Annotated in this window: 19 protein-coding genes and 3 pseudogenes; 12 read left to right on the top strand and 10 right to left on the bottom strand. The window is 70.8% G+C overall.

Features of this window, described 5'->3' with window-relative positions; translation table 11 throughout:
- Positions 1–11: 11 nt before the first annotated feature.
- The 6 genes and pseudogenes from asnB to AB5J49_RS35900 form a co-directional block, all read right to left on the bottom strand.
- Entirely contained in the window at positions 12–1,946 is a 1,935-nt protein-coding gene (asnB, locus tag AB5J49_RS35875) for an asparagine synthase (glutamine-hydrolyzing) (RefSeq protein ID WP_369173007.1), read from the bottom strand.
- 3 nt (positions 1,947–1,949) lie between these two features.
- Entirely contained in the window at positions 1,950–3,470 is a 1,521-nt protein-coding gene (locus tag AB5J49_RS35880; protein WP_369173008.1) for a Wzz/FepE/Etk N-terminal domain-containing protein, read from the bottom strand.
- Positions 3,467–4,838 (bottom strand): annotated as a pseudogene (locus AB5J49_RS35885) (Wzz/FepE/Etk N-terminal domain-containing protein). The gene AB5J49_RS35880 and the pseudogene AB5J49_RS35885 overlap by 4 nt, the downstream one beginning before the upstream one ends.
- Entirely contained in the window at positions 4,835–6,103 is a 1,269-nt protein-coding gene (locus AB5J49_RS35890) for a glycosyltransferase family 4 protein (RefSeq protein WP_369173009.1), read from the bottom strand. The pseudogene AB5J49_RS35885 and the gene AB5J49_RS35890 overlap by 4 nt, the downstream one beginning before the upstream one ends.
- Positions 6,093–7,409 carry a nucleotide sugar dehydrogenase gene (locus AB5J49_RS35895; protein WP_369173010.1) on the bottom strand — a complete coding sequence of 439 codons (1,317 nt, stop codon included), beginning with the start codon at positions 7,407–7,409 and terminating at the stop codon, positions 6,093–6,095. Before AB5J49_RS35895 ends, AB5J49_RS35890 begins: the two co-directional genes overlap by 11 nt.
- Positions 7,410–7,491: 82 nt before the next feature.
- Entirely contained in the window at positions 7,492–8,970 is a 1,479-nt protein-coding gene (locus tag AB5J49_RS35900; RefSeq protein WP_369173011.1) for a sugar transferase, read from the bottom strand.
- A gap of 473 nt (positions 8,971–9,443) precedes the next feature.
- Between AB5J49_RS35900 and AB5J49_RS35905 the strand changes: the two genes are divergently transcribed.
- The 7 genes and pseudogenes from AB5J49_RS35905 to AB5J49_RS35935 all read left to right on the top strand — a co-directional run bounded on the left by AB5J49_RS35905 (position 9,444) and on the right by AB5J49_RS35935 (position 15,809).
- A complete protein-coding gene (locus tag AB5J49_RS35905) occupies positions 9,444–9,770 on the top strand; it encodes a hypothetical protein (protein ID WP_369173012.1) in 327 nt (108 codons plus the stop codon).
- Between the two features lie 89 nt (positions 9,771–9,859).
- Positions 9,860–10,017 (top strand): annotated as a pseudogene (locus AB5J49_RS35910) (translation initiation factor IF-2); the annotation flags it as partial.
- Positions 10,018–10,475: 458 nt separating this feature from the next.
- Positions 10,476–11,096 carry a dihydrofolate reductase family protein gene (locus AB5J49_RS35915; protein WP_369173013.1) on the top strand — a complete coding sequence of 207 codons (621 nt, stop codon included), beginning with the start codon at positions 10,476–10,478 and terminating at the stop codon, positions 11,094–11,096.
- Between the two features lie 295 nt (positions 11,097–11,391).
- On the top strand, positions 11,392–12,759 hold the full coding sequence (locus tag AB5J49_RS35920) for an MFS transporter (RefSeq protein WP_369173014.1): 1,368 nt from the start codon (positions 11,392–11,394) through the stop codon (positions 12,757–12,759).
- Positions 12,760–12,891: 132 nt separating this feature from the next.
- On the top strand, positions 12,892–13,923 hold the full coding sequence (locus AB5J49_RS35925; RefSeq protein ID WP_369173015.1) for an alpha/beta hydrolase fold domain-containing protein: 1,032 nt from the start codon (positions 12,892–12,894) through the stop codon (positions 13,921–13,923).
- A gap of 129 nt (positions 13,924–14,052) precedes the next feature.
- Complete coding sequence (locus tag AB5J49_RS35930; protein WP_369173016.1) at positions 14,053–14,529, top strand: hypothetical protein; 477 nt, start codon at positions 14,053–14,055, stop codon at positions 14,527–14,529.
- Between the two features lie 497 nt (positions 14,530–15,026).
- Positions 15,027–15,809, top strand: a complete 783-nt coding sequence (locus AB5J49_RS35935) for a DUF899 domain-containing protein (protein WP_369173017.1) — start codon at positions 15,027–15,029, stop codon at positions 15,807–15,809.
- Positions 15,810–15,842: 33 nt separating this feature from the next.
- Here the strand turns inward: AB5J49_RS35935 and AB5J49_RS35940 are convergent.
- Positions 15,843–16,796: pseudogene (locus AB5J49_RS35940) on the bottom strand (alpha/beta fold hydrolase).
- Positions 16,797–16,851: 55 nt separating this feature from the next.
- On the bottom strand, positions 16,852–17,826 hold the full coding sequence (locus tag AB5J49_RS35945) for an SDR family NAD(P)-dependent oxidoreductase (RefSeq protein WP_369173018.1): 975 nt from the start codon (positions 17,824–17,826) through the stop codon (positions 16,852–16,854).
- Between the two features lie 55 nt (positions 17,827–17,881).
- Between AB5J49_RS35945 and AB5J49_RS35950 the strand changes: the two genes are divergently transcribed.
- The 3 genes from AB5J49_RS35950 (at position 17,882) to AB5J49_RS35960 (ending at position 21,428) form a co-directional block, all read left to right on the top strand.
- A complete protein-coding gene (locus AB5J49_RS35950; RefSeq protein WP_369173019.1) occupies positions 17,882–18,343 on the top strand; it encodes a MerR family transcriptional regulator in 462 nt (153 codons plus the stop codon).
- A 221-nt stretch (positions 18,344–18,564) separates the two neighbouring features.
- Complete coding sequence (locus tag AB5J49_RS35955) at positions 18,565–19,935, top strand: cytochrome P450 (protein ID WP_369173020.1); 1,371 nt, start codon at positions 18,565–18,567, stop codon at positions 19,933–19,935.
- A 29-nt stretch (positions 19,936–19,964) separates the two neighbouring features.
- Positions 19,965–21,428, top strand: coding sequence for a flavin-containing monooxygenase (locus tag AB5J49_RS35960; protein WP_369173021.1), 1,464 nt, complete (start codon positions 19,965–19,967; stop codon positions 21,426–21,428).
- A gap of 30 nt (positions 21,429–21,458) precedes the next feature.
- On the opposite strand, the gene AB5J49_RS35965 is transcribed toward AB5J49_RS35960, so the two are convergent.
- Positions 21,459–21,866 carry a RidA family protein gene (locus AB5J49_RS35965; protein ID WP_369173022.1) on the bottom strand — a complete coding sequence of 136 codons (408 nt, stop codon included), beginning with the start codon at positions 21,864–21,866 and terminating at the stop codon, positions 21,459–21,461.
- A gap of 142 nt (positions 21,867–22,008) precedes the next feature.
- On the opposite strand from AB5J49_RS35965, the gene AB5J49_RS35970 reads away from it, so the two are divergent.
- Positions 22,009–22,389: a winged helix-turn-helix transcriptional regulator gene (locus AB5J49_RS35970; RefSeq protein WP_369173023.1), complete on the top strand. Its 381-nt coding sequence runs from the start codon at positions 22,009–22,011 to the stop codon at positions 22,387–22,389.
- Positions 22,390–22,394: 5 nt separating this feature from the next.
- On the opposite strand, the gene AB5J49_RS35975 is transcribed toward AB5J49_RS35970, so the two are convergent.
- Entirely contained in the window at positions 22,395–22,883 is a 489-nt protein-coding gene (locus AB5J49_RS35975) for a DUF6174 domain-containing protein (protein WP_369173024.1), read from the bottom strand.
- Positions 22,884–23,174: 291 nt separating this feature from the next.
- On the opposite strand from AB5J49_RS35975, the gene AB5J49_RS35980 reads away from it, so the two are divergent.
- A complete protein-coding gene (locus AB5J49_RS35980) occupies positions 23,175–23,882 on the top strand; it encodes a carbonic anhydrase (protein WP_369173025.1) in 708 nt (235 codons plus the stop codon).
- The last annotated feature ends 17 nt before the right edge of the window (positions 23,883–23,899 follow it).

Here is a 23,899-nt window from a genome sequence, read left to right on the forward strand (position 1 = left end):
TCCTCTGATTCCTAAGCCGTTTGCCGAGTGCTCTGGCCGGACCCAGAGGTCGCGTCGCGATACCAGTACTCGAGGGTCAGCACATGCCACAGATGCTTGGAGAAGTCCCGCTGCCCGGCGGCGTCCTCGGCGACCATCCGCGCCAGCGCGTCGCGGCGCAGGAGCCCTGAATTGACGAGCACGCCGTCGTTCACCACCTCGCGAACCAGCGGTGCCAGATCCCGGCTCATCCAGGCGCGCAGCGGGGCGCTGAACAGACCCTTGGGCCGGTACACGATCTCCCGCGGCAGGATCGAGGTGGCCGCCTCCTTGAGGACGGCCTTGCCCTGCCGTCCGACGATCTTGCGATCACCTGGCACGGCGAACGCCGCCTTGACCACCTCGACGTCCACGTACGGCACCCGCACCTCGGTCGACGCGGCCATGCTCGACCGGTCCGTGTAGGCGAGGTTCAGGCCCGGCAGGAACATCCGGGCGTCGCCCAGGCACATGCGGTTGACGAAGTCGTCGAGGTCGTTGTCCTGATAGGTGTCCGCATGCTCGGTCAGCACGTCGTCGACCGTCCCGGCCAGGTCCGGATCGATGAGGGCAAGCAGCTCGTCCTGGTCGTACATGGTGTAGCTGCGCCGGAACGCGGTCTCCTCCGGCAGATCGGCGAAGGAGAGGAACCGCTTCGCGAAGCGCACCGACCGGTACCCCCGGCGGCTCGTTGCGACCGGCAGCCGGTCCACGGCCGCGGACACCCCGCGCCGCAGGGGCCGCGGGACGCGCTGGTAGCGCAGCGCGAGCAGGTTGGCCAGGTGCTTGCGGTACCCGGCGAACAGCTCGTCGGCGCCCATCCCCGAGAGCATCACCTTGACCCCGGCCTCCCGGGCCGCCGAGCAGATCAGGAACGTGTTGATCGCGGCGGGGTCGCCGATCGGCTCGTCCAGGTGGTACGTCATCTGCGGCAGCAGGTCGAGCACGTTCGGGGCGATCTCGATCTCGTGCAGGTCGACGCCGAACCGCTCGGCCACCTGCCGGGCATAGCGCAGGTCGTCCGGCATCGCCTCGAACCTGGCGTCCTCGGCGCGGAACCCGATCGTGTACGCGGAGATCCCGGGCCGGTCGCGGGCCGCCAGCGCGGTCAGGTAGCTGGAGTCGAGACCGCCGGAGAGGAAGGTCGCCACGGGTACGTCGGAGAGCAGGTGCTGACGGGTCGACTCCTCGACGACGGCAGCGAGGTCCGGCTGTTCGCCGGCCCGGGCCCGCTCCCGGCCCTCGGCGGCGACGTCCTTCAGGTGCCAGTACCGGCCGCGCTCCACCCGGCCGTCGGGCCGGCACCTCAGCCAGCTCCCCGGCGGCAGTTTCTCCGCTTCGCGGTACGCGCACCGCGAGTCCGGCACCCAGTAGTACAGCAGCGAGGCCACCAGCGCCGCATGGTCCACCTCCAGCGATCCGCCGGTCGCGGCGGCGAGCGCCTTGAGCTCGGAGGCGAACACCAGACCCTCGCCGCGCCGGAGCAGGAACAGCGGCTTGATGCCGAGCTGGTCGCGGGCGAGCACCAGGTCACCGGTTCGCTCGTCGAAGACGGCGAACGCGAACATGCCGCGCAGCCGGGGCAGGCAGTCCGTGCCCCAGCGCCGCCAGGCCTCCAGGAGCACCTCGGTGTCGGAGGTACCGCGGAAGCGCACCCCGGCGGCCGCCAGCTCGGCACGCAGCTCGGGCGCGTTGTACAGCTCGCCGTTGTATGTCAGGGCGAGGCCGTCCGAGACCATCGGCTGGGCGCCGGTCTCGGACAGGTCGATGATGGCCAGCCGGCGGTGCCCGAGCTGCACTTCGCCGTCACCGACGGGGTGGCCGTACCGGCCCGCCCCGTCCGGACCGCGGTGGGCGAGGGTGTCGGTGAGCCGGTCGGTCACGGCTTTCCCGTCCGGCCATCGGTAAGTACCTGCGATGCCACACATGTGCTACCGCGCCTCCTGGTCGTTGTCCGCGCCCTGCGCGGCCCACGCCGGCAGCCGCTCGGTCTGCCGCCGGCCCGTCAGGTTCTGCCGGTCCGGCCGCTCGCTGCGGCCGCGCAGCGCGGTCTGCAGCCCGTCCCACAGCGTGCCGTCGGTCCGGTCCCGCGGATCGGGGTCGATCAGCACCACCCCGATCACCGGAATGCGCTGGTCGGCGAGTTGCCGCGCCACGGTGTGCAGCCATGCGGCGCTGCCGTGCCCGGCACGCACCACGAGCACGGTCTGGGTGCCGAGGTACTGGAGGTCGGTCCACGCGGTGCCGGGTGCGACCGAGCCGACGCCGATCAGATGCCCCTGACCCGGTACGGCCGTGGCCTGCTCGCCGCTGACTACGGTGGGGTCTCCTGGTTTCTGGCGGCGGCCGGAGAGCTGCGAGCCGGGCAGACCGTCGATGACGGCCACGGGCCCCTCGGCCGACAGTGCCCTGGCGACGTTCAGCGCGATCACGCTCGTGCTGCGCGCACAGCCCAGTTCCAGCAGCGACACCGGTTCCGCGGAGCCGCGGACGGTGCGCGCCAGGGACGCGGTGAGCCGTTCGCGTGCCACCCGGGTCCGTCGGCGCTGCCACAGCCTGCCCGACCTGTGGGGCAGCTCCGCGATGACCGAGGCGCCCAGGTTCGCCGCGATGTCCCGGCGCAGCACGGGGCGGTCCGCCACCACCGTGCCGACCGCGGCCAGCGCGAGCCCGACGACGAGCCCGAGGACGAGCCCGATCGCGGCGTCGGTGACGGCGGCCTTGGGCAGGGAGTGTCGCACCGCGCGCGGTGCGTCCACGATCTGTGTGCCGGCGATGACGCTGGGCGTGCCGGTACGCGCATCCGCGGCGCGCTGGTCGAAGTCGGCGATCCGCGAGTTGAGTTCGGCCCGGCGGGCGAAGAGCGACTCGATGCTCGCCGACGCTTTCGGGTCGCTGTCCGGGGGCTGGTCCCCGATCGCCTCGTTGACCTGGGCGAGCTCGTGCCGCGTGCGGTCACGCTGGTCGAGCAGGGCCTTCGCCTCGGCCTTCGCGATTTCCTGCATCCGCGTCACATGGTCCGTGACGAACGCGTCGGCCAGCGCCTTGGCCCGGGCCACCGCTTCCGTTTCGGTATCGGCGGTCACATCGATCTGCAGCAGGTTGTTGGTCAGGCCGGTGCCTCGGTAGTCCTTCATGAAGTCCTCGGGCTTCTCCGGGGACTTGAGGGACTTCAGGGCCATGTCGGCGACCCGTGTGGTCTGCAGCACCGCGACGTCGGTACGGATCAGCGTTCCGGTGTCGTTCGGCTGGTCCTCCGCGTGCGCGACCAGCACCTTGGTCATCGCGCTCGGCGGCGGTGGCATCAGGACCGCCACGGCCGCACCGGCCAGGAAGCCCAGAAGCGCCATGGTGCACCACAGGCGGCGGCGCCTGCGCACCGCCACCACCAGCGCCTGCAGGTCGAGGAGCGGAGCGGCGGCCGGCGACTTGGAAGTCGTGCTCGTGCTCACGCCGAACCTCCCGTCGCGCGGCCGGGCACCGCGAACGTCAGAGTGGCGTCGTCCGGAAGCTGGTCGGCGGACCGCGCGGGGCGGGCCTCGACCGTGCCGGCGAGGACGACGCCGACGACCTCGTGCCTGCCGTCCGCGCACGCCTCGGCGACGCCCGTGAGCTCCTCCGCGGTCCAGCTGCCCGCGCTGAGGACCACCAGGGCACCGTTCTCGGTGTCGCGGTCCGGCACCATCGGCCGGTCCACCGACACCTCCACCACTCGCAGCAGCGGATCGCCCTTGGCCTCGGCGACGAGCTGCCCGGCGGCCCGGCGGGCGGTCTCGTCCCCGTCCGGTACGACGACCAGCAGCCGCCGGGGAGCCGGCAGCTGGTTCCTCAGGCGAGCGCACACCCGCCGGTAGCGGAGCCGTCTGCCGGCCTCGTCGCCGGACTTCTCCGGAGCCGGTACGTCCCACCGGGTGTCGATGCCGAGGAGCCGGCGGATCCGGGCTCGTGGGCCCCCGTCCTGCGGCCCCTGCGCGCGCCTTTCACCGGGCACGTCGACGGTGCCGAGAAGCGTCGAGCCCAGCGCCGCGGCGATCTCCGGTTCGGTGCGCAGTCGGCGGTTCATCCGTGCGGCGACGAGATGGCCGATGACCGCGAGCAGGAAGAACAGCAGCGCCCCGCCGACGATGAGCTGAATCCTCGTCGGCGGCGCCTCGCCGGTCGGCCGGGTGGCCGGCCCCATGACCACCATGCCTGCCTTGCTGCTCGCCGGGCCGGCCTCGTCGAGCTTCTTCATGGCCGCCTCCAGCGAGGTGCGCAGGTTCTCGAGCGCGGTGCGGGCCTGCACGCTCTCCACGGTCTGTCCCGGATCGGCAGCCTTGGCCAGGTCGCTGATGCGGCGGTTGGTGTCCGCGACCTGCTTCCGCAGCGCCTCGGTCTCCGCGGCCGCCGCGGAGTCGGTGCCGCTGCCCGCGATCTGCGCGGCGTACTGCACGAACTGCTGGGCCACTCGGTCGGCGAGCCGCTGCGCGCGCTCTGGGGTGTCGGCCGTACCGGAGATCGTGATGATGTTCCCGTCGGCGGGCCTTGGCGCTCACGTTGTCCCGCAGCTCGGCGTCGCTGACGTCGGTCCAGTGCAGAGCGGCGGCCGCACGGCCGACCACCGCCGAACTGGTGGCGATGTCCACCTGGGTGAGCAGCTCGCGCTCCTCCCAGATGCCTGGCAGCAGTACCGGTGCCGACGCGGTGTATCGCGGCGGGAACACCAGCACCGAGGTGCCGTAGCCGAATAGTGCGCCCACCACGGCGAGGACGGTCAGAAGCCGCCACCGCCGACGGAGTATCCGCCCGATCGTGACGAGGCGGATGGTGTCTTCGTTCAACTGCGCTGCCTCTTCTTCCCTGTGCGCACCGGACCGCTCGCCGGCACCGCACCGCGGTCCCCGCACGCGGCGGCATAGGCGGCGAGCAGCGACGCCTGCGAGTTCCGCCAGGAAAGCTGCCCGCTGATCCGCTCCTGGCCGATCTCGCCCATCCGGTCCCGCTTCTCCGGATCGTCCAGCAACACCGTGATGAGCTTGGCGAACTGGGCCTCGTCGTTGGCGGGCGCGTAGACGGCGGCGTCACCGGCGGAGACGCGTGCCTCCTTCAGGTCGAACGAGACGATCGGCCGGCCCATCGCCATGTACTCCAGGACCTTGTTCATGGTCGACACGTCGTTGAGCGGATTGCGCGGGTCGGGGGAGAGGCACACGTCGGCGGTGGACAGGTAGCGCACCAGGTCGGCGTCCGGAATGCGGCCGGTGAACTGCACCTGCTCGGATAGCCCGAGCTGCCGGGACAGCTCCACCATCGCGTCGAAGGCGTCGCCGGAGCCGACGAACACCGCATGCCAGTCGGTCCGCCCGAACTCGTCGCGCAGCTTCGCGAGGGCCCGCAAGGCGTAGTCGACGCCGTCCTGTGGGCCCATGACGCCCAGATAGCACAGCAGATGAGGCTTGCCACGCTTCAACTCCGGCTCGGGCGGCACCGGTTGGAACCGCTCGATCTGGGGCGCGCTGCGCACCACGAAGACGTCCTCAGGGCGCCGGCCGCCACGGCTCACCGCGACGTCCCGGTAGCTCTCGTTCGTGGCGAGCACGATGTCCGCGGCCCGGTAGGTCCGCCGTTCCAGCGCGCACACGGCGCGGTAGAGCAGGTCCTTGCCGCGGTCGAACCGGGAGAGGTACAGCTCGGGTACCAGGTCGTGCTGGTCGAAGACGAACCGCGCGCCGCGCCGCCTGAGCCACCGTGCCGCCAGGAACAGCAGGTCGGGCGGGTTGCAGGCGTGAACCACGTGGACCGGGCCGACCTTGCGGGCCAGCCGGGCCGTGTGCCACAACGCCGTTCCGTACTCCTTCAGGTAGCCGGCCGGGCCTCCGGTGGCCGCGCGCAACGGGTAGCGGTGGATCCGCACCCCGTCGATCACCGCCTCCGGCTCCGTGTCGCGCTTCTCCCCCCGGGGACAGATGACGTGCACTTCCCAGCCCGCGTCGCGCAGCGTCGTGCACTCCTGCCACACCCGCCGGTCGAACGGCACCGACAGGTTCTCCACCAGAATCAGCGCGCGGCGGTTCGACCCCCCGCCGCTGGTCGCATTACCAAGCAAGGCCCACGTACCCCGGTTCGGCCCGACGCGTCTCGGCGTCGGGAAGGCGTATGAGGTCGACGATCACCGGGCCGTCGCCATGGGGCAGCGCCGACAGCACGGCTGGATCCCTGGTTCCGACCAGGCACACCTCGGCGTGCTCGAGCACCTCGTCGACGGACTCCGCGAGCAGCTGCGCGAGGTGCGGCAGCCGGGTTTCGATGTACTCGCGGTTCGCGCCGATCAGCCGGGAGAGGCTCACGTTGGCGTCGTGGATCCGCAGGTCGTACCCCTTGCCGTGGAGCCTCTCCGCCAGCTCGACGAGCGGGCTCTCGCGGAGGTCGTCGGTGCCGGGTTTGAAGGACAGCCCGAACATTCCCACCCGGCGCTTGCCGGTGCGCTCGACCAGCTCCACCGCACGCTGCAGATGGTCGGCGTTGGAGGGCAGCACGTGGGAGAGGATGGGCACCGAGACATCGGCCCGCTGCGCCGCGTACACCAGGCTGCGCAGGTCCTTGGGCAGGCAGGAGCCACCGAAGGCGAAGCCGGGCCGCAGGTAGGCGGGGCTGATGTTCAGCTTGCGGTCGGCCAGGAACACGTCCATCACCTGGTGCGAGTCCACCCCGAGCGCCTGGCACACCGCGCCCAGCTCGTTCGCGAAGCCGATCTTGAGGCCGTGGAACGCGTTGTCCGCGTACTTGATGGCCTCGGCCGTCGGGACCGGCACCCGGAACACCTCGCCGGGCAAGCCGTCGTACAGCGCCAGCACCGCGTCGCCGCTTGCCGAATCGAGTTCGCCGATGACGGTCTTGGGCGGGTCGAAGAAGTCCCGCACGCTCGTGCCCTCGCGCAGGAACTCCGGGTTGACCGCGACCCCGATGTCCACCCCGGCCGTGCCGCCGACGTACTTCTCCAGGATCGGCACCAACAGGTTCAGACAGGTGCCCGGGAGCATGGTGCTGCGGAACACGACGGTGTGCCGCCCGCCCCGCTCGGCCAGCGCGGCGCCGATCTCCTCGGTGACCCGCTCCAAGTAGGTGGTGCACAGGCTGCCGTTGGGCTCCGACGGCGTACCCACACAGATCAGCGACACCTCGCTGTCCATGATCGCCTCGCGGACGTCCTTGGTGGCGCGCAATGCTCCGGTCCGCACGACGTCGGCGATGAGCTCGCCGATCCGCTCCTCGACCACCGGGGCCTTGCCGTCGTTGACCAGGTCGACCTTCACCTGGTTGACGTCCACCCCGATGACCTCGTGGCCCATGCTGGCCAGGCACGCGGCCGACACACAGCCCACGTAGCCGAGCCCGAAAACGCTGACTCTCATGACTCGTTCCTCCCCCCAGGCAGGCCCTTGCGGCCTGCGGTCCGCGCGTCGGCGGGACCGTCCAGTTGCAGACCCCCGCGCATCAGTAGGCCCCCTGGCCGTAGAGCACCGCACGCAGCGTCTTCCACAAGATCACTGTGTCCAGGGCGAGCGACCAGTCCTCCACGTACCGCAGATCCAGCCGGACCGCCTCCTCCCACGACAGGTCGCTGCGTCCGCTGATCTGCCACAGGCCGGTGAGTCCGGGCTTGACCAGCAGCCGCCGCCGGATGTCGGGGCCGTACGCAGCGGACTCCTCCGGTAACGGAGGCCGCGGACCGACGAGCGACATCGATCCGGTGAGCACGTTGAAAAGCTGCGGGAGCTCGTCGAGCGAGTACCGGCGCAGCACTGCTCCCACCCGGGTCACCCGCGGATCCCGGCGGAGCTTGAACAGCAGCCCAGCACCCTCGTTGCGGTCGGCCAGCTCGGCACGTGCCCCGTGGGCCCCGGCGACCATGGTGCGGAACTTGAGAATGGTGAACTCGCGGCCGTCCTTGCCGACCCTGCGCTGGCGGTAGAACGCCCCACCCCGACTGTCCATCAGCACGAGCAGCCCGACGAGCACCATCAGCGGCGCGAAGAGGATCAGCAGGATCGCCGCGCCCATCCGGTCGACGACCCCTTTGACCGCGCGGCGGCCCCCGGTGAAGGTCGGCATGCTGACCCGCAGCAGCGGGATCCCCAGCACCGCGTCGACGTGCAGCCGCGGGCCGGCCACCTCCATCAGCACGGGGGCCACGACCATCTCGGCGTCGCTGCCTTCGAGGTTCCAGGCCAGCCGCTGCAGCCGGTCAGGTGACCAGTGCGGGTCCGGAGTGACCGCGACGACACGGTAGCCCTCGTGGTGGACGTGCTTGGCGACGTCCGTCAGCCGGCCGACGACCGGCACTCCGTCCAGTTGGTCACCGTCGAGCCCCCGACCGTCCGTCGTGCACACCGCCTCCACCCGCCAGCCGATGTGCGGGAACTTGCGGGTTCGGATGATCAGGTCGCGCACGGTCGCCGGGCTCCCGGCGGCGAGCACCGGTCTCAGGCACCGTCCTTCCTTGCGCTGTTTGTGCAGCCCGAGGCGGAGCAGATACCGCGCGGTCATGGTGACGAGCGCGATCGCGGGTATCGCGACGAAGATCCAGAGCTTGATGTTGCGCGAGGTGAGGGCGATCCCGCCGAGTGCCAGTACGACGGTCGCCGTGAACAGTGAGCGCCCGAGCCGGCGGAATTCCTCGGCACCCTGGCCGAGCACGGCCGGAGCCCACGCCCGGCTCACCGCAAGCGCCCCCAGCACCAGCAGCTCGGTGCCGAACGCGAGGATGCCCCATTTCTCATGCCAGTTGGCCGCGTCCCGGGCCCCGAAGAACTCGCCGATCGCCGCCACCACGAAGGCGGTGACCACGGTGTCGCTGATGATCACGGTACGGCGGTACCGCTGTTCCCAGTCGATCGCAGGCTGTCTGATCGCCCCGTTCGCCAGACGCCCGCCCGCCGACGGAAACGGGCTGACTATTCCCCCTTGCCGCACAGAACCCCCCAGGTCCCCAGTGGCTCGACGTGTTCGCCCAACACGATTCCTCCCCCCGGGAGACCCCCGCCCCCCGTACTGTCCCGCCCCTTGGGAGGCCCCCGCCTCCCGCGCCGCGCTGTTCCTCCCCGCGGGAGGCCCCCGCCTCCCGCTCATGACATCCGGCTATTTCAGAGCTACTTGAACAACCCGCCCTGGCGGCAGCGGACTCGCAAGTCCTGCCAGACCCTCGAGGTGCGTGGCAACCCGTCGAAACCTCGGGTTCTCCCCGTACCCAAGGCCTCCTCTCGGGCTCCAAGAATTGATCACCCCAACGTCTTGCGTCGGGGATGCGACTGCAGGCGTTTCGTAGCGTCGGACCTATGGATCCTTACTGGTCGCCTCGTGTCCGAACAGCTGAAGCACGGTCAATCTAGACCATCGGGGCCGGTATGAAGAGAGGATGTGTGGAATTTGTGTTCAAGCTTTGAGACTTGATCCATCAATCGGTCACCGCCGGCGGAGGCCTTGACTCCGCCGCGCTCTCCAGCAGCTCACCCGGCCCACGCCGCGGCTTGTGCGCGGTAGTGGAAGACAAGCTTCAACGGGCCTTCTGCAGCGCCCAGTTCGGCAACGATCGCCCGCCGTTCGTGCACTACGGCGTGCCGCCGCGGGTGCTCGAGGCGGGCGGGGTGATCGACCCGGACGACGAGGCGAACGACTTGATCGTGTCGGTGGGCGGCGGCATCAAAAGCTGCCGGGCCGCTGAGCAGGCCGACGCTCGGCGGGGCCGCGGCACAACCCGCCGAGGAGGGCTCTGACGGCCCTCACAGGTTCTGGCGTCGAATCCATAAACGGCTGAAAGACCTCTCATCATCGCGTTCTGGCGCAGCGTCAGGCCGAGGGCTGGATGTTCCTGATCGAAGCAGCCCGCGATCCGCGGACGACCAGCGCGACCGCCCCAGCGGCAAGGCCTCTGCCCCGCCCGCTGACACGTCCTGCGCGGGAACGGGCGCCCCGCCCGCTGGCGGTCCTGGAGGGGGCGCCGGCACCGGCGTGGTCACCCGTGCCCCCCTTGGCTCTCTCGCGGCGGGAGCGGTCCCCGCACGCGGGGGCCTTGGCCGGGCGGTTCCGGTTCCGGGTCGTCGTACCGGATCTGCGGGGGTACGGCCGGTCGCCGGTGCCGACGAGGGCGACACGCCGGGCGGAGATGGCCGAGACCTGGCGGGAGACGCCCCCGCCGGGACTGCGCACGGCCCACGTCCGCACCCTGCTGGGCACGCCGGACCGCGTCATCGCCCATGCGGACGCCGGGCACCACCTGCACGAGGAAACGTCCACCGCACGATCCGGCTCCTGGCCGACCGGGCGGACGAGTGGGGCCATCGGTCTCGTCCTCACCCTGTGCCGGCTCGCGCCGATGAGTGCAGGATCGGCTCTGCGTCATGCATTGTCTGTTTCGTGCCGACGCTTGACAGGAAGGTCACCGCGAAGCAGGCGGAGGCCGCTAGGAAGAGGAGAGGGTAATGACCAAGCGCACGGGCAGGGTGATCTGCGACATCACGATCTCGGCGGACGGCTACTCGGCCGGGCTCAACCAGACCGAGGAGCGCCCGTTCGGCGACGACGGCGGTGACGGCTCGGGCGACAAGCTGCACGCCTGGATGTTCGACACTCCCGACGAGAACCGGGCCGAGGTCGAGGGGATGACCGCCGCCCATGCGTTCATCATGGGGCGCAACATGTTCGGCCCCGTGCGCGGCGAGTGGGACCGGGAGTGGAACGGCTGGTGGGGCGACGATCCGCCGTTCCATGCGCCGGTGTTCGTGCTCACTCACCACGCGCGCGAGCCGGAGCCGATGGACGGCGGCACCACGTACTACTTCGTCACCGACGGAATCGCGTCGGCACTGGCACAGGCGCGCGCGGCGGCCGGTGACGGCGATGTCTCGGTCCATGGCGGCGCGACCACCATCAACCAGTACCTCGCCGCCGGCCTGATCGACGAGCTGCGGCTGCACATCGTGCCGCTCACGCTCGGCGCCGGCACGCGGCTGTTCGAAGGCGTTCCGCCGCTGAAACTGGAGCAGGTGAGGTCGCGGTCGGCGAGCAGGGTCACGCACGTGACCTACCGCGTGCTGTCCTGAGCCGACGGGCGTTGTCGCACGACTGCCGCGGGTGGGACCACGCGCCCTGGCGTGAACCGCTCGCGCCTCGGCGGCCGAGAAACGGACCTGACGGGTGTGCCGGCAGCGCACCCCCGTCACCGCCATTGACACTCGCCCGTCCTGCCTCGACACTCTTGGCCAGGCAAGGGTGAACCAAGTTTCACCAGGCGAACGATGGCAGGTGGACTGCTAGGTGAAGAAGGGCGCCCCCGCTGCCCGTCTTGCCGCTGCTGCCTCTGTGTTCGAGGCTCCCCCCTCAGCTTCAAGGACGAAGATGAACTCCACCCCCGCGTCCGGCGCACCCCGTCCCTCACAGACGTTCCGCACCGTGTTCCCGGTCCTGGCCCTGTGCTGGCTGGCCGTCTTCTTCGACGGCATGGACGTCAACATCTACGGCGCCGTCATGCCGCACATGCTCGACGACTCAGGGCTCGGGCTGACCCCGGCCAGTGCGGGCACGATCGGCAGCTGGACCACCTTCGGCATGCTCATCGGCGCGCTCACCGCCGGAAACCTCACCGACTGGCTGGGCCGGCGGCTGATGCTCGTGGCCAGCGTGACCCTGTTCTCGGTCGGCTCGGCGGTCTGCGCAGTGGCCGGCGGCATCGGCCTGTTCGGCTTCGGCCGCTTCGTCTCCGGACTGGGCCTCGGCGGTCTGATGCCGCTGTGTCTGGCCATGGTCATGGAGTTCGCGCCGCCGCGCCGGGCCGCCCTCACCACCGGCCTGCTCATGACCTCGTACCACTTCGGCGGCATGGCGGCGACCGGGCTCGGGCTGACGCTGGCCCCGGCTGCCGGCTGGCGCTGGGTGTTCTGGGCGGGCGTCCTGCCGGCCGTGATCGCCGTACCGCTGCTGGTGAAGCTGCTGCCGGAGTCGCCGGGCGTGCTGCTGGCGCGCGGCGAGCGTGAGAAGGCGGACGCGGTCGCCGACCGCTACGGGCTGCCCCGGCCCACCGCGGTCGCCGCCCCGGCCGCCGGCGCGGCGGGCCGCCTGGCCGCCGTACGCGAACTCTTCCGCCCCGAGTCGCGCTGGGCCACCCCGCTGCTGTGGCTGGCCTCCTTCTGCGGTCTGCTCCTCGTCTACGGCGTGAGCACCTGGCTGCCGCAGATGATGCGCGCCGAGGGATACGGGCTGTCCTCCTCGGTCAGCTTCCTGATGGTGATCAACGCGGGCGGCATCGTCGGCCTGCTCATCGCGGGCCGTACCGCCGACAAGTTCGGTCCGGTGCGGGTGTCGGCGATCTGGTTCGTGCTGACCGCCGCAGGGGCCCTGCTCCTCAGCAACCACCTTCCGCTCGGTGCGACTTACGCGGTCGTCGCCCTCACCGGCGTCTGGCTGTTCAGCGCGCAGGTCATGGTCTACGCCGCCACCAACACCGTCTACCGCGACAGCGAGCGGGCCGCAGGTCTCGGCTGGGTCACCGGAGTTGGCCGTACCGGCGCCGTCGTCGGTCCCTGGCTGATCGGCGTGCTCGCCACGAGCGGCAACCAGAGCTGGGGCTTCACCACGTTCGCCCTGGCCGGGCTCGTGGGCGCGGTGGCGATCGCCCTCGTGCCCCTCGCCCGGCGGATCGGCCGGAGCGACGCACCGGCCGCGGTCCCCGTCGCGGCCACGGCGGGCGCGGGCGCCCCGGACGCCTGACGCTCAGCTGCTCGATCTCCTTTCCCTTCCCTGACTCCGACCCCCGCTCGAAGAGGAGACCGCACGATGGTTCTGGGCACGCGATCAAAATCAGGACGGTCGCGCTCAGGGCGCGTTCCCCTGGCGCGGTCGGTGGCGGCGGCAGGTGCGGCGGTGGCCGCGGCGGCGACCCTCGTCACGGCTGCGGGGGCCGCCACCCCGGCCCCCGCAGGGGCTGCGGCCCCCGTTCCCAAGGTGCAGGTCACCAAGGACCTCGCCTACGCGCCCGCTCAGCCCGTCGGCACCGAGGGCCATCTGCTCGACCTGTATGTGCCCCGGTCCAAGAAGCCCGTCCCGCTGGTGATCTCGACGCGCGGTTCCGCCTGGCTGGCGGACAACGGACGCCGGGACGCCGACAAGGTGGCCGCCGAACTCAACCCGGCCGGGTACGCCGTCGCCGGTGTGTCCATCCGCTCCAGCTCCCAGGCCCAATTCCCGTCCCAGCTCCATGACATCAAGGCCGCCATCCGCTGGCTGCGCGCCCACGCGAGGACGTACAACCTCGACCCCGAGCGCTTCGCGATCATGGGCGACTCCTCCGGCGGCTGGACCTCCGCGATGGCCGCCGTCACCAGCAACAACCCCGAGCTGGAAGGCGACGTCGGCGTCAGCGGCCCCTCCAGTGCCGTGCAGGCCGCCGTCCCCTTCTACCCGCCGACCGACTTCCTTCAGATGGACGCGCACATGCCGGACAACTGCGAGGAGTTCAACGCCATCATGGGGATCACCGGCTGCCACAACGACCCGCGCTCCCCCGAGTCGAGGCTGCTCGGCTGCACCATCACGGAGTGCCCGCCCGCCAAGGTCGCCGCCGCCAACCCCCTCACCTACATCGGCAAGCGGCCCGTCCCGCCGACGCTGATCCTCCACGGTGAGCCGGACGCCCTCGTGCCGTACCACCAGGGCCGGCTGCTGTACGAGAAGCTGGCCGCCACGGGACACGACGCGCGCATGATCTCCTTCCCGAAGGCGGCCCACGGCACGCTCTTCGAAATGCTCACCGACGACGCGACCCGCGAGGGCGCCTATGAGGAGGCCGCACGGGGCGGGCACTCCACACCCGTCCGTCCGGTGACCCCGACCTGGAACACCGTCATCTCCTTCCTGAACCAGCACCTGCGCTGACGACGTTCGCCTCGGTCGGCGTGACGCGGTTCGGCGGAGGAGCGGTCGTGGGTCCTAGTGCTTTCTTCCGAGGCGCGCTGCGCCAAGAGACCGATTCCCGCCCGGCCGGGCGACCCTAGTGTGCGCCGCATGAGGGATGCGGCGCACAAGACCTCCCGCGACCGGGCGGTGGACGTCGTCCGGGGTTACGCGAACCAGGACGCCATCGCGGTCCAAGAGGCACTCGACGGTCTGGATGCGGGCAACTGGACAGAGGTGTACGCGGTCCTGAGCGGTTTGTTGCGCTCCACCATCAGCATCATGGAGCTGAGCGGCAAGCGGTGTGAGCTCGGCCAGTTGGTCCGGCGTTCCGACGAGGTCGCCGCCGCGGCCCCGCCCCACCACGAGTTCGCCGTTGCCGAGGCGACGCGTGCCTGGGCCCGCGGAGACCAGTCGGCGATGCGCGCGCTGTCCGGCCAGGACCTCCCAGGGGCCGTGCACATGACGGCCGTGGGCGCCGCCGTCCTGGGCCTGGAGCTGTGGGGCAGGACGGGATTCCTCGAGGTCCTCAACGAACTCCACCAGACCGTCACCGCGCTCGTGAACGATCGGCCTTCCGGCGTCTGACCGCTCCAGCGGCGGCGTCCGGAAACCAGACTCTCGCCGGTTTCGTCGTCGATGCCACCCGCCTGGCGAAACCGGCGAGACCTTCTGCATGCCGGACCCGACCTGTCACCCGAGCATGTCGGAATCACCCTCGACTCCCGCTTCCCGCAGGAGCGAGGCGACGTGGTGATGGAAGGCCGGCCCCACCCACCCCGGCTGCCTGATCGCACTCCGGGAAGTGCGCAGAGAACGTCGGCAGCACCGTCGCCGCCCACGACTTTGTTCGGTGCGCGCCCCTGTCGCAGGACACGCTGCGCAAGCTCGACGAGATCTGGCCCGGCCCCGGCGGGGAGGCCCCCGAGGTATACGTCTGGTAGCCGTTGCCGGCCCGACGTGGTCCGTTCGGGTCGGCTGAGGCCGCCCGCTGCGATGAGTTTCGGCCGGGTCGGGAGTCTGTTCCGGTGACGTCGTAGAACGCGGTACGACACTGCCCGGCACGATCCACCACGGAGGACATGATGACGACCACGCCGGATGACCCGACCCCCGCGCTGCCCGGCCGCCCGCCCGTCGTTGACCTGGCCCCCTGGCAGGCAGCCCGTGACGAGCTGCTGGTCCGCGAGAAGGCCCACACCCACGAGGGCGACGCCATCGCCGCGGCCCGCCGCCGGCTGCCGATGGTGGAGTTCGACGGGACGGTCGAGGTCGTCGGACCCGACGGCCCGGTCCCGTTCCTGGACCTGTTCCAGGGGCGCGACGAGCTCGTGGTCTACCAGCACATGTGGTACGACGGCGCGCCGCACCAGGGTCAGTGCGAGGGCTGCACCACCACGGCCTGGCACCTGAAGGACGCCGTCTACCTCAACGCCCGCGGTGTGTCGTTCGCCGTCCTGACCACGGGGCCGTGGGACGAGGTGGCCTCGTACGTCGAGTTCATGGGCTACACCCAGCCCTGGTACTCGGTGCGCGACGTGGACGCGCCGGTCGGCGGCGACATGGGTTACCTCACCTCCTTCCTGCGCGACGGCGACCGCGTGTTCCTCACCTACTCCACGACGGGCCGTGGCAACGAGCGGGTCAACGGTTCCCTCGGCCTGCTCGACATGACGCCCTACGGCCGCGGCGAGGCGTGGGAGGACAACCCCGAGGGCTGGCCCGAAGGACGCGATGCGTGTTGGTCCTGGCGCTCGGACGCGGACGGGAACCCCACCTGGGGCCCGACCGGGCGCCCCGTACCGCAGTGGACCCGCCCCGGCGCGACGCCCGTGCAGACCCTGGGCCGGCACGGCCACCACCACTGAGGGAGGTTCCACTGCTTCCACCACGGCGTCGTGTCAGGTGAGCGTGAGGAATTCGATGAGCGCCGCGTTCACCTCGTCCGGGCGTTCCTGCTGGGTCCAGTGTCCGCAGCCCGCCAGCACGAGGGGCGCGCGCCGCAGGCCGGGCATGCGGGCGGGGAGGCTTTCGATGAATTCGGGGGTGCCGGGGAAGGCGGGAACGGGGTCGCGGTCGCCGTAGATGTACAGGGCGGGCGGGGTGACGACGGCGCCGTCCCACGGTGCGGTCAGTTCCCAGTTGCGGTCGAGGTTGCGGTACCAGTTGAGAGCGCCGGTGAAGCCCTTGGAGAAGCTCTCGGTCAGCACGTCGAGATCGTCCTCGGTGAGCCACGACGGCAGTACTTCAGGGTCCGGCATGGCCGCGAGCCAGCCCCGTTCGGGGTCGACCAGCGGCTGCTTGACATCGCCGGGCACGTCGCCGGAGGCCGAGTAGAGGAACTTCCGCAACGCGGTGCGCGTGTCCTTGGCGAACTCGGCGTCGGCGACACCGGGGCGGTTGAAGTAGTTCCAGTAGAAGCGCCCGCCGAACCTCTCGTCCATGACGGTCAGCGGAGGCTCCGTCCCCCGGGAGGGCGGCGGCACGCTCAGGCCGGCCACCGCGCGCACCATGTCCGGCCGCAGGAGTGCGGTGTGCCAGGCGACCGGCGCGCCCCAGTCGTGCCCGACGACGTACACCTTCTCCTCGCCGAGGGCCTGGATCAGCCCGACGACGTCGCCGACCAGGTGGAGGATGGTGTACGCGTCGACGTCGTCGGGATGGTCGCTGCGTCCGTAGCCACGCTGGTCGGGGGTGACCACGCGGAAGCCCGCGGCGGCCAGCGGGCCGAACTGGTGGCGTCAGGAGTGCCATGACTCGGGGAAGCCGTGCAGGAGCACGACGAGTGGGCCTTCGCCTTCCTCCGCTATGTGCAGTCGGACCCCGTTCACGTCGACCATTCGATGCTGAACCATGTGCACGAGCGTACGGGCCGTGATCTTCGGGCCGCGGCACAGGCGGTGGCTCTGTTCATCGAGTGATCGGGACGGCGGCGCCGGTCGCCGCGACGGACAGGTCCCACAGCCGCGCGGCCGCGTCCGGGGCGATGGCATACTCGCGGACGCCGCCGTCATCCATGGGCTCGGCGGGGGCGGAGACGCGGGCGACGTCGCAGTCTTCGAGGTAGAGCCCGCCGCGGTCGTCGAGGAGTGCGGACGTGGCCGCCCACAGACCGGTGGCGGCGCCTTGGGAAGGTGTCTTGAAGCCGGCGCCGATCACGTTGCCCTGCTCGTCCACCCATCCGCGGTCGATCTGCTCCTGGAGCGTCATCTCTCGCTGGAGGCCGGTAATGATCTTGCCCGGGTGGAGAGCGAACGCCTGGATGCCGTCGTCGCGCCCGAGGGTGTCGAGCCGCACGGCGAACAGGGAGTTGGCGGTCTTGGACTGGCCGTAGGCCAGCCACTTGTCGTACCCGGTGCGAAAGTGCGGGTCGTGCCGGCGGATGTCGGTCAGGGTGTGCCCCGCGGAGCTGTTGACGACGACGCGCGCACCGCCACCGGCGGCGAGGAGCGGGTAGAGCTCGCAGACGAGCGCGAAGTGCCCGAAGTGGTTGACGGCGAACTGGCCTTCCCAGCCCGGTCCGACGCGCCACTCAGGGGTGGCCATGACGCCGGCGACGGCCATGAGGAGGTCGAGCCGGTCGAGGGATTCGTTGATCTGCGCGGCGGCGCTGCGCACGCTGTCGAGGTCGGCCAGGTCCATGGGGACGACGTCGCAGCCGTCCACATCCTTGAGCGCGGCGCGGGCGATGCCGGGCCGGCGTGCCGGAACGATGACTCGGGCCCCGGCGGCGGCCAGGCCCCGGGTGGTCTCCAGACCGAGTCCGGAGTAACCCCCGGTCACGACGGCGGTGGTGCCCGAGAGGTCGAGGCCGGCCATGACGTCCTCGGCGCTGCTGGTGGCGGAGAAGGGCGAGCCGAGCGGCCGCTGATCAGTGGTGGTCATGTCGACGACGCTACGATCTGGAGCGAGGTCTAGATCAAGTCCTAGGCTGGTCGGCATGACGACCACCGAGACCCCCGCGGATCCACTGAGCATCGGCCAAGCAGCCGAGCGGACCGGGCTCAGCGTGCACGCACTGCGCTTCTACGAGCGCGAGGGCCTGCTGGTCGGACCGGTCCGGCGCACCGCGGGCGGCCGACGGCGATACACCACCGCCGACGTCGACTGGCTGCTGATCTGCGTCAAACTGCGGGAATCCGGCATGCCGCTCGCCGATCTCAAGCAGTTCGCCGAGCTGGTACGGCAGGGTCCGGGCAACGAGGCCGAGCGCCTGCAGCTCCTCGACGCCCACCAGCAGCGCGTCGAGGAGCAGATAGAGGCACTGGAGGAGTGCCGTTCCGTCATCGCCTGGAAGGTCGGCGTCTACGCCGAGCACCTCGCCCGCGACGAGGCCGGCGGCCTCTGGGACCCGACAGTGCGAGACGGCCGTCGGGCTCCCGGTTCACGAGACACAGCCTGAGCTGCCGGTGCCGGTGCCGGTGCCGGGGGAGGGGGAGGGGGGAGCCTCCCAGGTCTCCTGCCGTCCGCTGTCCAGTTGCAGCCTTCGTACTGGTCGGCGGCGCGCGGCCACGTTGACGCGGACTGCCACCGGATGTGCCTGCTCCCGTACAGTCCGTGATGCCAGTACTCCGGTGCGGCCAAGTCCACGGCCAAGCCCAGCGGTTGACCAGGAGAAGAAGCATGGAAACCGAAGCCGGTCTCGCCCCCGTTCCCGGTGTTCCCGGTGTTCCCGGTGTTCCCGGTGTTTCAGGCGTTCCAGGAACCGGGCGGCCGGTCCCCGAAGCCGAGCCGGGGCTCGTGGCGGGGTGGCGTTCGGGGGGAGGCGAACTGGTCGAGCTGCTGGCGCAGGTGCGCGAGCGGGTCGGTGGCGTCGCCGCGTTCCGGATCGGGCCGGCTCCCACCGTTCTCGTCACCGATCCGACGGCCGTCCAGCACGTCCTCGCCCGGCACCCGGAGCGGTACGTCAAGCGCTCCCACCGCGCCCGCCTGCTGATCGGCGACGGCGTCATGGCCGCCACCGGTGAGGCGTGGAAGCGGCAACGCCGCCTGTTGCAGTCCCAGTTCACCGGCACCGGGATGCGCCGCTACGAGCAGCGGATCACCGCGGCCGCCCGGACCACCGCCGAGCGCTGGGACGGGTACGCCCGGACCGGGGAGACCTTCGACGTGGGGCGGGAGATGCACCGCTTCGCCCTCGACGCCATCTGGCGCTCCCTCACCGGGCACCCCCTCGACGACCGGACCGAGCGCGAACTGACCGCCGTGGAGGCCGTGGCGAGCGCCATTCCGACCTTGCCCGCCGACATCTCCGAGGCCCAGGACGCCGTCGCCGCCGACCTCGCCCGGATCGACGCCGTCGCCCGGCGTGCCATCGAGGCCGCCCGCAGCGGGGCGGCCGGTCCCGACGGCCCGGGCCTGGTGCACGTCCTGACCGACGCCGCCACCGAACGCCCCGAATACACCGACCGGCTGATCCGCGACGAACTGGTCACGCTGCTCGCCGCCGGGCACGAGACCACCGCGACCACCCTGAGCTGGCTCTACCTGCTCCTGGACCGGCACCCCGCCGCCCGCGAACAAGCCCTCGCCGCCGGCGCGGAAGGCACACCGCAACGCCGCCAGGCCATCCAAGCGCTGGTCCACGAGACGCTCCGGCTCTACCCCTCCGCCTGGCTCCTGCCCCGCCACGCCGCCGAAGCCGACACTCTCGCCGGCCACACCATCGAGGCGGGCACCGACATCCTCGTATGCCCGTACCTCACCCACCGCGACCCCGAACTGTGGCCGGAGCCGGAGCACTTCGACCCCCGGCGCTTCACCGCCCCGGACGGCCGGCCCGCCCACCCGGGTGCCTACTTCCCCTTCGGTATCGGCCCCCGAGCCTGCCTCGGTCTGCAATTCGCGCTCCGCGAATCGACGGTCCTGCTCGAACACCTGCTGCCGTTCCACACCCCGGCCTTCTCCTCCACCCCGGCGGGGGCGAAGTACGGCATCACCGTCCGGCCCGACGGCCCCGCACCCGCAACTCTGGTACCGCCACCGGGAAGTTGACACCGATCACCCAAGGAGAGTGACAGCGGATGAGAGCGTGTGTGGTCGGGGCCGGCCCCGGGGGAATCGTCACCGCCAAGGTCCTGCTGGAGAACGGCTTCGACGTCACGGTCCTCGACAAGTACCAGCAGGTCGGCGGGATCTGGTCAGCGGAAGGCTGCTACGTCGGGCTGGCCAACCAGGCCGCGCTGCGCCTCTTCGAATTCGCGGACCTGCCCAACCGCCTGCACTTCGCCGGCGCGGTGGACACGCAGCGCTATCTGGAGAAGTACGCCGAGACCTTCGGTGTGCTGGACCGCGTCCGACCCGGCACCGAGGTGATCTCCATCCGGGCGGTGGAAGGGCCTGGGCGGCTGGGCGCCTCCGGCTGGGTGATCGACTCCCGGCCCGCCGGTGACAAGGCGGCGGAGGTGCAGCGCGAAAGCTTCGACTACGTCGTCGTCGCCAGCGGGGCTCATCATCATGCCCACCTGCCCGAGCTGCCCGGGCGTGAGTCGTTCGGCGGGACCGTGCTGCACTCCAACGAGGTGCGGGCCGGGACGTTCTCCGGCCGGCGTGTGGTCGTCGTGGGGGGCGGCAAGTCCGCGTTGGACCTGGCGACCCGCGCGGCGCGCGAGGCGGCCTCGGCCACCCTCGTGCAGCGCAAGGTGAACTGGATGGTCCCGGAGCGGCTCCTGCTCGGGCTGGTCGGCTACAAGTGGATCCTGTTCAGCCGGTTCGGTGAGGCGCTCCTGCCCCGCTACCACGATCCGGCCTGTGTCCGTCCGATCGACCGTATCGACGAGCGGGTCAAGCGGGCTCTGTGGTGGCTCATCACCCGCGACATGCTGTTCTCCACGGGGCTGTACCGGCTGCCGAGGCAGCTGCGGCCCGCTCACCCGCTCCCCTTCCACCTGGCCCACGCGGGAGTGATGCCACGCGGCTACGTGCGAGCCGTCCGCCGCGGCCTGATCGCCCCCAAGGTCAGTGCCGTCGAGGCGTACACCGACAAGGGGCTGCGCCTGGCGACCGGCGAGGAAGTGGCGGCGGATGTCATCGTGTTCGCCACGGGCCACCACAAAGTGTTCCCGTTCCTGGATCCGGGCGTCCGAGTGCACGACTCCACCGGGCGGCTGCGGCTCTACCGAGGCATCGTGCCGCCCGGCGCCGACCGGCTGGGGTTCGTCGGTTTCCGGCAGGTCTTCAACAACATCATGGGCGTGGAACTCACCGCGCACTGGCTGACCAGTCATTTCCGGGCGACCCTGCGTTCCACCCCGGGCGAGCAGGAGATGCGGGACGCCATCGACGCTCGCCTGGATTGGCAGGAGCAGGTGCTGCCGGGCTCCGGCGGCTACGACTTCGGCCCCTACGACATCCACTGCGCGGACGAACTCCTGCACGACATGGGGTTGCCGTCCCTGCGCGCCGGCAACCTGCTGGCCGAGTACCTGCTTCCGGGCGGAGTCGCACACCGCTACGCGGGCCTGACCCGGTCGAGGCCGGCGAAGTGAACGCAACGAACACGGAGGAGTCGGACGCCGTCAGTCCAGGACCGCGGTGGCCTCCACCTCGACCAGATGCTCCGGTACGTCCAGCGCCGCGACGCCGATCAGCGTGGCGGGCGGTACCGGCGTGTCTCCCAGTCGCTTGCCCGCGCGGGCAATGCCGTCCATGAGCCGGGGCATCTTGTCGGGGGTCCAGTCGACGACGTAGACGGTCAGCTTCGCCACGTCGGCGAAGGAGGCGCCGACCTCGGCCAGAGCGGTGGCGACGTTGACGTAGGACTGCTCGACCTGAGCGGCGAGATCCCCTTCGCCGACCGTGACGCCGTCGGCGTCCCAGGAGACCTGTCCGGCCAGGAAGACCAGCTTCGAACCGGATGCGACCGACACCTGCCGGTAGGCGTCGATCTTCGGCAGTCCGGTGGGATTCACCAGGGTGATGGCCATGCTGCTCATTCTCCTTCTCCGGGTTCTCCGGATTCTTCGGATCTTCCGGACCAGGTCTCCTGGTCTCTTGTGGTTACTCGGGAACCATAGGAGAGTGTGGGCTGACATGGAAGAACGCACTTTTCGGTGACTGGGGAACCAGATGGTGACCAAGCAGTTCAACGGCTCGGCGGACGAAGCGGACCTGACGCGGGCGGACTCCCTGGCGCGGGAGATCTTCTCCGACATCGCCAACAAGTGGGCGCTTCTGATCATCGAATCCCTCGGTGAGCGCACCCTGCGCTTCAGCGAGGTGCGGGCCGGGATCGAGGGCATCAGCCACAAGATGCTCACCCAGAACCTGCGCATGCTGGAGCGCAATGGCCTCGTCGACCGCACCGTTCACGCCACCGTGCCGCCGAAGGTCGAGTACACCCTCACCGAATCCGGTCAGGCCCTGCGCGTGACGATCGACGGCATGTGCGACTGGACCCACACGTACCTGGGCCACATCGAGGAGTCGCGGCGGCGCTTCGACGGCTGACCCGTTCAGCGGCCGGCGCTCCGGCCGTCGGTCGGCTCGTAGGCGCTGATGACGTAGAGGGCCTCGTCGTCGATCGCGTTCTCCTCCCAGTCCAGGGAGATCCGCACGGGATGCCCGTCGGCGGCGTAGTCCGCCTCGGCGGTGTCCGCGTCGTCCCGTCGGGCCTGGTCCAGTTCGTCGAGGAGCGCCCCGATGGTGGGCACCGCGTCGGGGACGTCCTCGACCACGCGCCGGCCGCTGTCGTCGAGGCCCACCGCCTCGGCCACGGCGCCGTCGCGCACGGTGATCCGGAAGATGCCGAGCAGGCTCCGCTCCCCTTCGCTCGAGCGGAGCGTGTACGTGTACGAGGCGGGCTCCTGCCACGTGGCCCGCGTCGGCGCCTCAGTCGCCGATGACGCCGAGGTCTCGGTGCCGCAGGCGGCGAGCGCGCAGAACATCCCTCCGATCAGCGCGACCTGGGACACGGGACGGGCAGCGAGCGGTACGACGGTCATGGCGGAGGCCCCCTCGAAGACGGTTACCGCTATGACGCGGCTCGCCCCGGGAACGTTCGGCGGAGCGCGGGCCACTACGCCTCGGGACCGCCGAACAGGCCACCACTCCGCGTGATTTGGACGCGCGCTTCCCGTCCCCTGCATCTGGCCTGTACGGGCGTTAACCGCTGTTTCGCAACAGTGGAATCACCCGCGTCACCAGGGAGAACAGAAGGGACGAGTGCCATGGGCAGCGCCTCGCAACCGCAGCGGAGAGCCTTTCTCACGGGAGGGATAATCGCCACCGCGGCCGTGATAACCGGCTGTTCGTCGAAGACGGACACCGGCACGGCAGCGGACAGGACGGCGGCCGTCGGAGCGGCGGCGACCCCCTCACCCTCGCCGATCGCAGCCCCGGACTCGCCATGGGCGGCGTTCGCGCGGCTGATGGACGGCAACAAGCGCTGGGTGGACGGGACGCTCCAGCACCCCAACCGGGATCTCGACCGGCGCGCGTTCGTCGCCCCGGAGCAGGACCCGTACGGCGTCATCCTCTCCTGCATCGACTCCCGGGTGCCGCCGGAGCTCCTCTTCGACACCGGGCTCGGCGACCTGTTCGTGATGCGCACCGGCGGGCAGGTCGTGGCACCGGTGGTCACCGGTTCCGTCGAGTACGGGCCCATGACCTCGGGGACCCCGCTGATCGTCGTCCTCGGGCACCAGCGCTGCGGCGCGGTCAAGGCGTCGTACAAGGCCCTGAAGGACAACAAGCCGCTGCCGGGCACCCTGCAGTCCATCGCCGAAGCCCTGCGCCCGGCGTACGAGGCGATCTCCCAGCAGAAGCACGCGGACCCGGTCGACGCCATGACCCGCGTCCACGTCAAGCAGACCGCCGCCGATCTGCGGAGCAACGCCGATCTCGCCCCGCTCGTGAAGAAGGGCGACCTGGCCGTCGTCAGCGCCTACTACTCGCTCGACACCGGCCGGGTGGAGGTCCTCACCGGAGCGCCCTCCGCCTGATGCGGGATGACCGGCCG

Origin of the sequence: Streptomyces sp. R28 (assembly GCF_041052385.1) — a bacterium.
Classification (GTDB): Bacteria; Actinomycetota; Actinomycetes; order Streptomycetales; family Streptomycetaceae; genus Streptomyces.

What these genes read in the sequence shown, in the direction of transcription:
- asnB (WP_369173007.1), bottom strand. Translation starts at nt 1,946, where the DNA reads ATGTGTGGCATCGCAGGTACTTACCGATGGCCGGACGGGAAAGCCGTG.
- AB5J49_RS35895 (WP_369173010.1), bottom strand. Translation starts at nt 7,409, where the DNA reads ATGAGAGTCAGCGTTTTCGGGCTCGGCTACGTGGGCTGTGTGTCGGCC.
- AB5J49_RS35915 (WP_369173013.1), top strand. Translation starts at nt 10,476, where the DNA reads ATGACCAAGCGCACGGGCAGGGTGATCTGCGACATCACGATCTCGGCG.
- AB5J49_RS35920 (WP_369173014.1), top strand. Translation starts at nt 11,392, where the DNA reads ATGAACTCCACCCCCGCGTCCGGCGCACCCCGTCCCTCACAGACGTTC.
- AB5J49_RS35930 (WP_369173016.1), top strand. Translation starts at nt 14,053, where the DNA reads ATGAGGGATGCGGCGCACAAGACCTCCCGCGACCGGGCGGTGGACGTC.
- AB5J49_RS35935 (WP_369173017.1), top strand. Translation starts at nt 15,027, where the DNA reads ATGACGACCACGCCGGATGACCCGACCCCCGCGCTGCCCGGCCGCCCG.
- AB5J49_RS35945 (WP_369173018.1), bottom strand. Translation starts at nt 17,826, where the DNA reads ATGACCACCACTGATCAGCGGCCGCTCGGCTCGCCCTTCTCCGCCACC.
- AB5J49_RS35950 (WP_369173019.1), top strand. Translation starts at nt 17,882, where the DNA reads ATGACGACCACCGAGACCCCCGCGGATCCACTGAGCATCGGCCAAGCA.
- AB5J49_RS35955 (WP_369173020.1), top strand. Translation starts at nt 18,565, where the DNA reads ATGGAAACCGAAGCCGGTCTCGCCCCCGTTCCCGGTGTTCCCGGTGTT.
- AB5J49_RS35960 (WP_369173021.1), top strand. Translation starts at nt 19,965, where the DNA reads ATGAGAGCGTGTGTGGTCGGGGCCGGCCCCGGGGGAATCGTCACCGCC.
- AB5J49_RS35965 (WP_369173022.1), bottom strand. Translation starts at nt 21,866, where the DNA reads ATGGCCATCACCCTGGTGAATCCCACCGGACTGCCGAAGATCGACGCC.
- AB5J49_RS35970 (WP_369173023.1), top strand. Translation starts at nt 22,009, where the DNA reads ATGGTGACCAAGCAGTTCAACGGCTCGGCGGACGAAGCGGACCTGACG.
- AB5J49_RS35975 (WP_369173024.1), bottom strand. Translation starts at nt 22,883, where the DNA reads ATGACCGTCGTACCGCTCGCTGCCCGTCCCGTGTCCCAGGTCGCGCTG.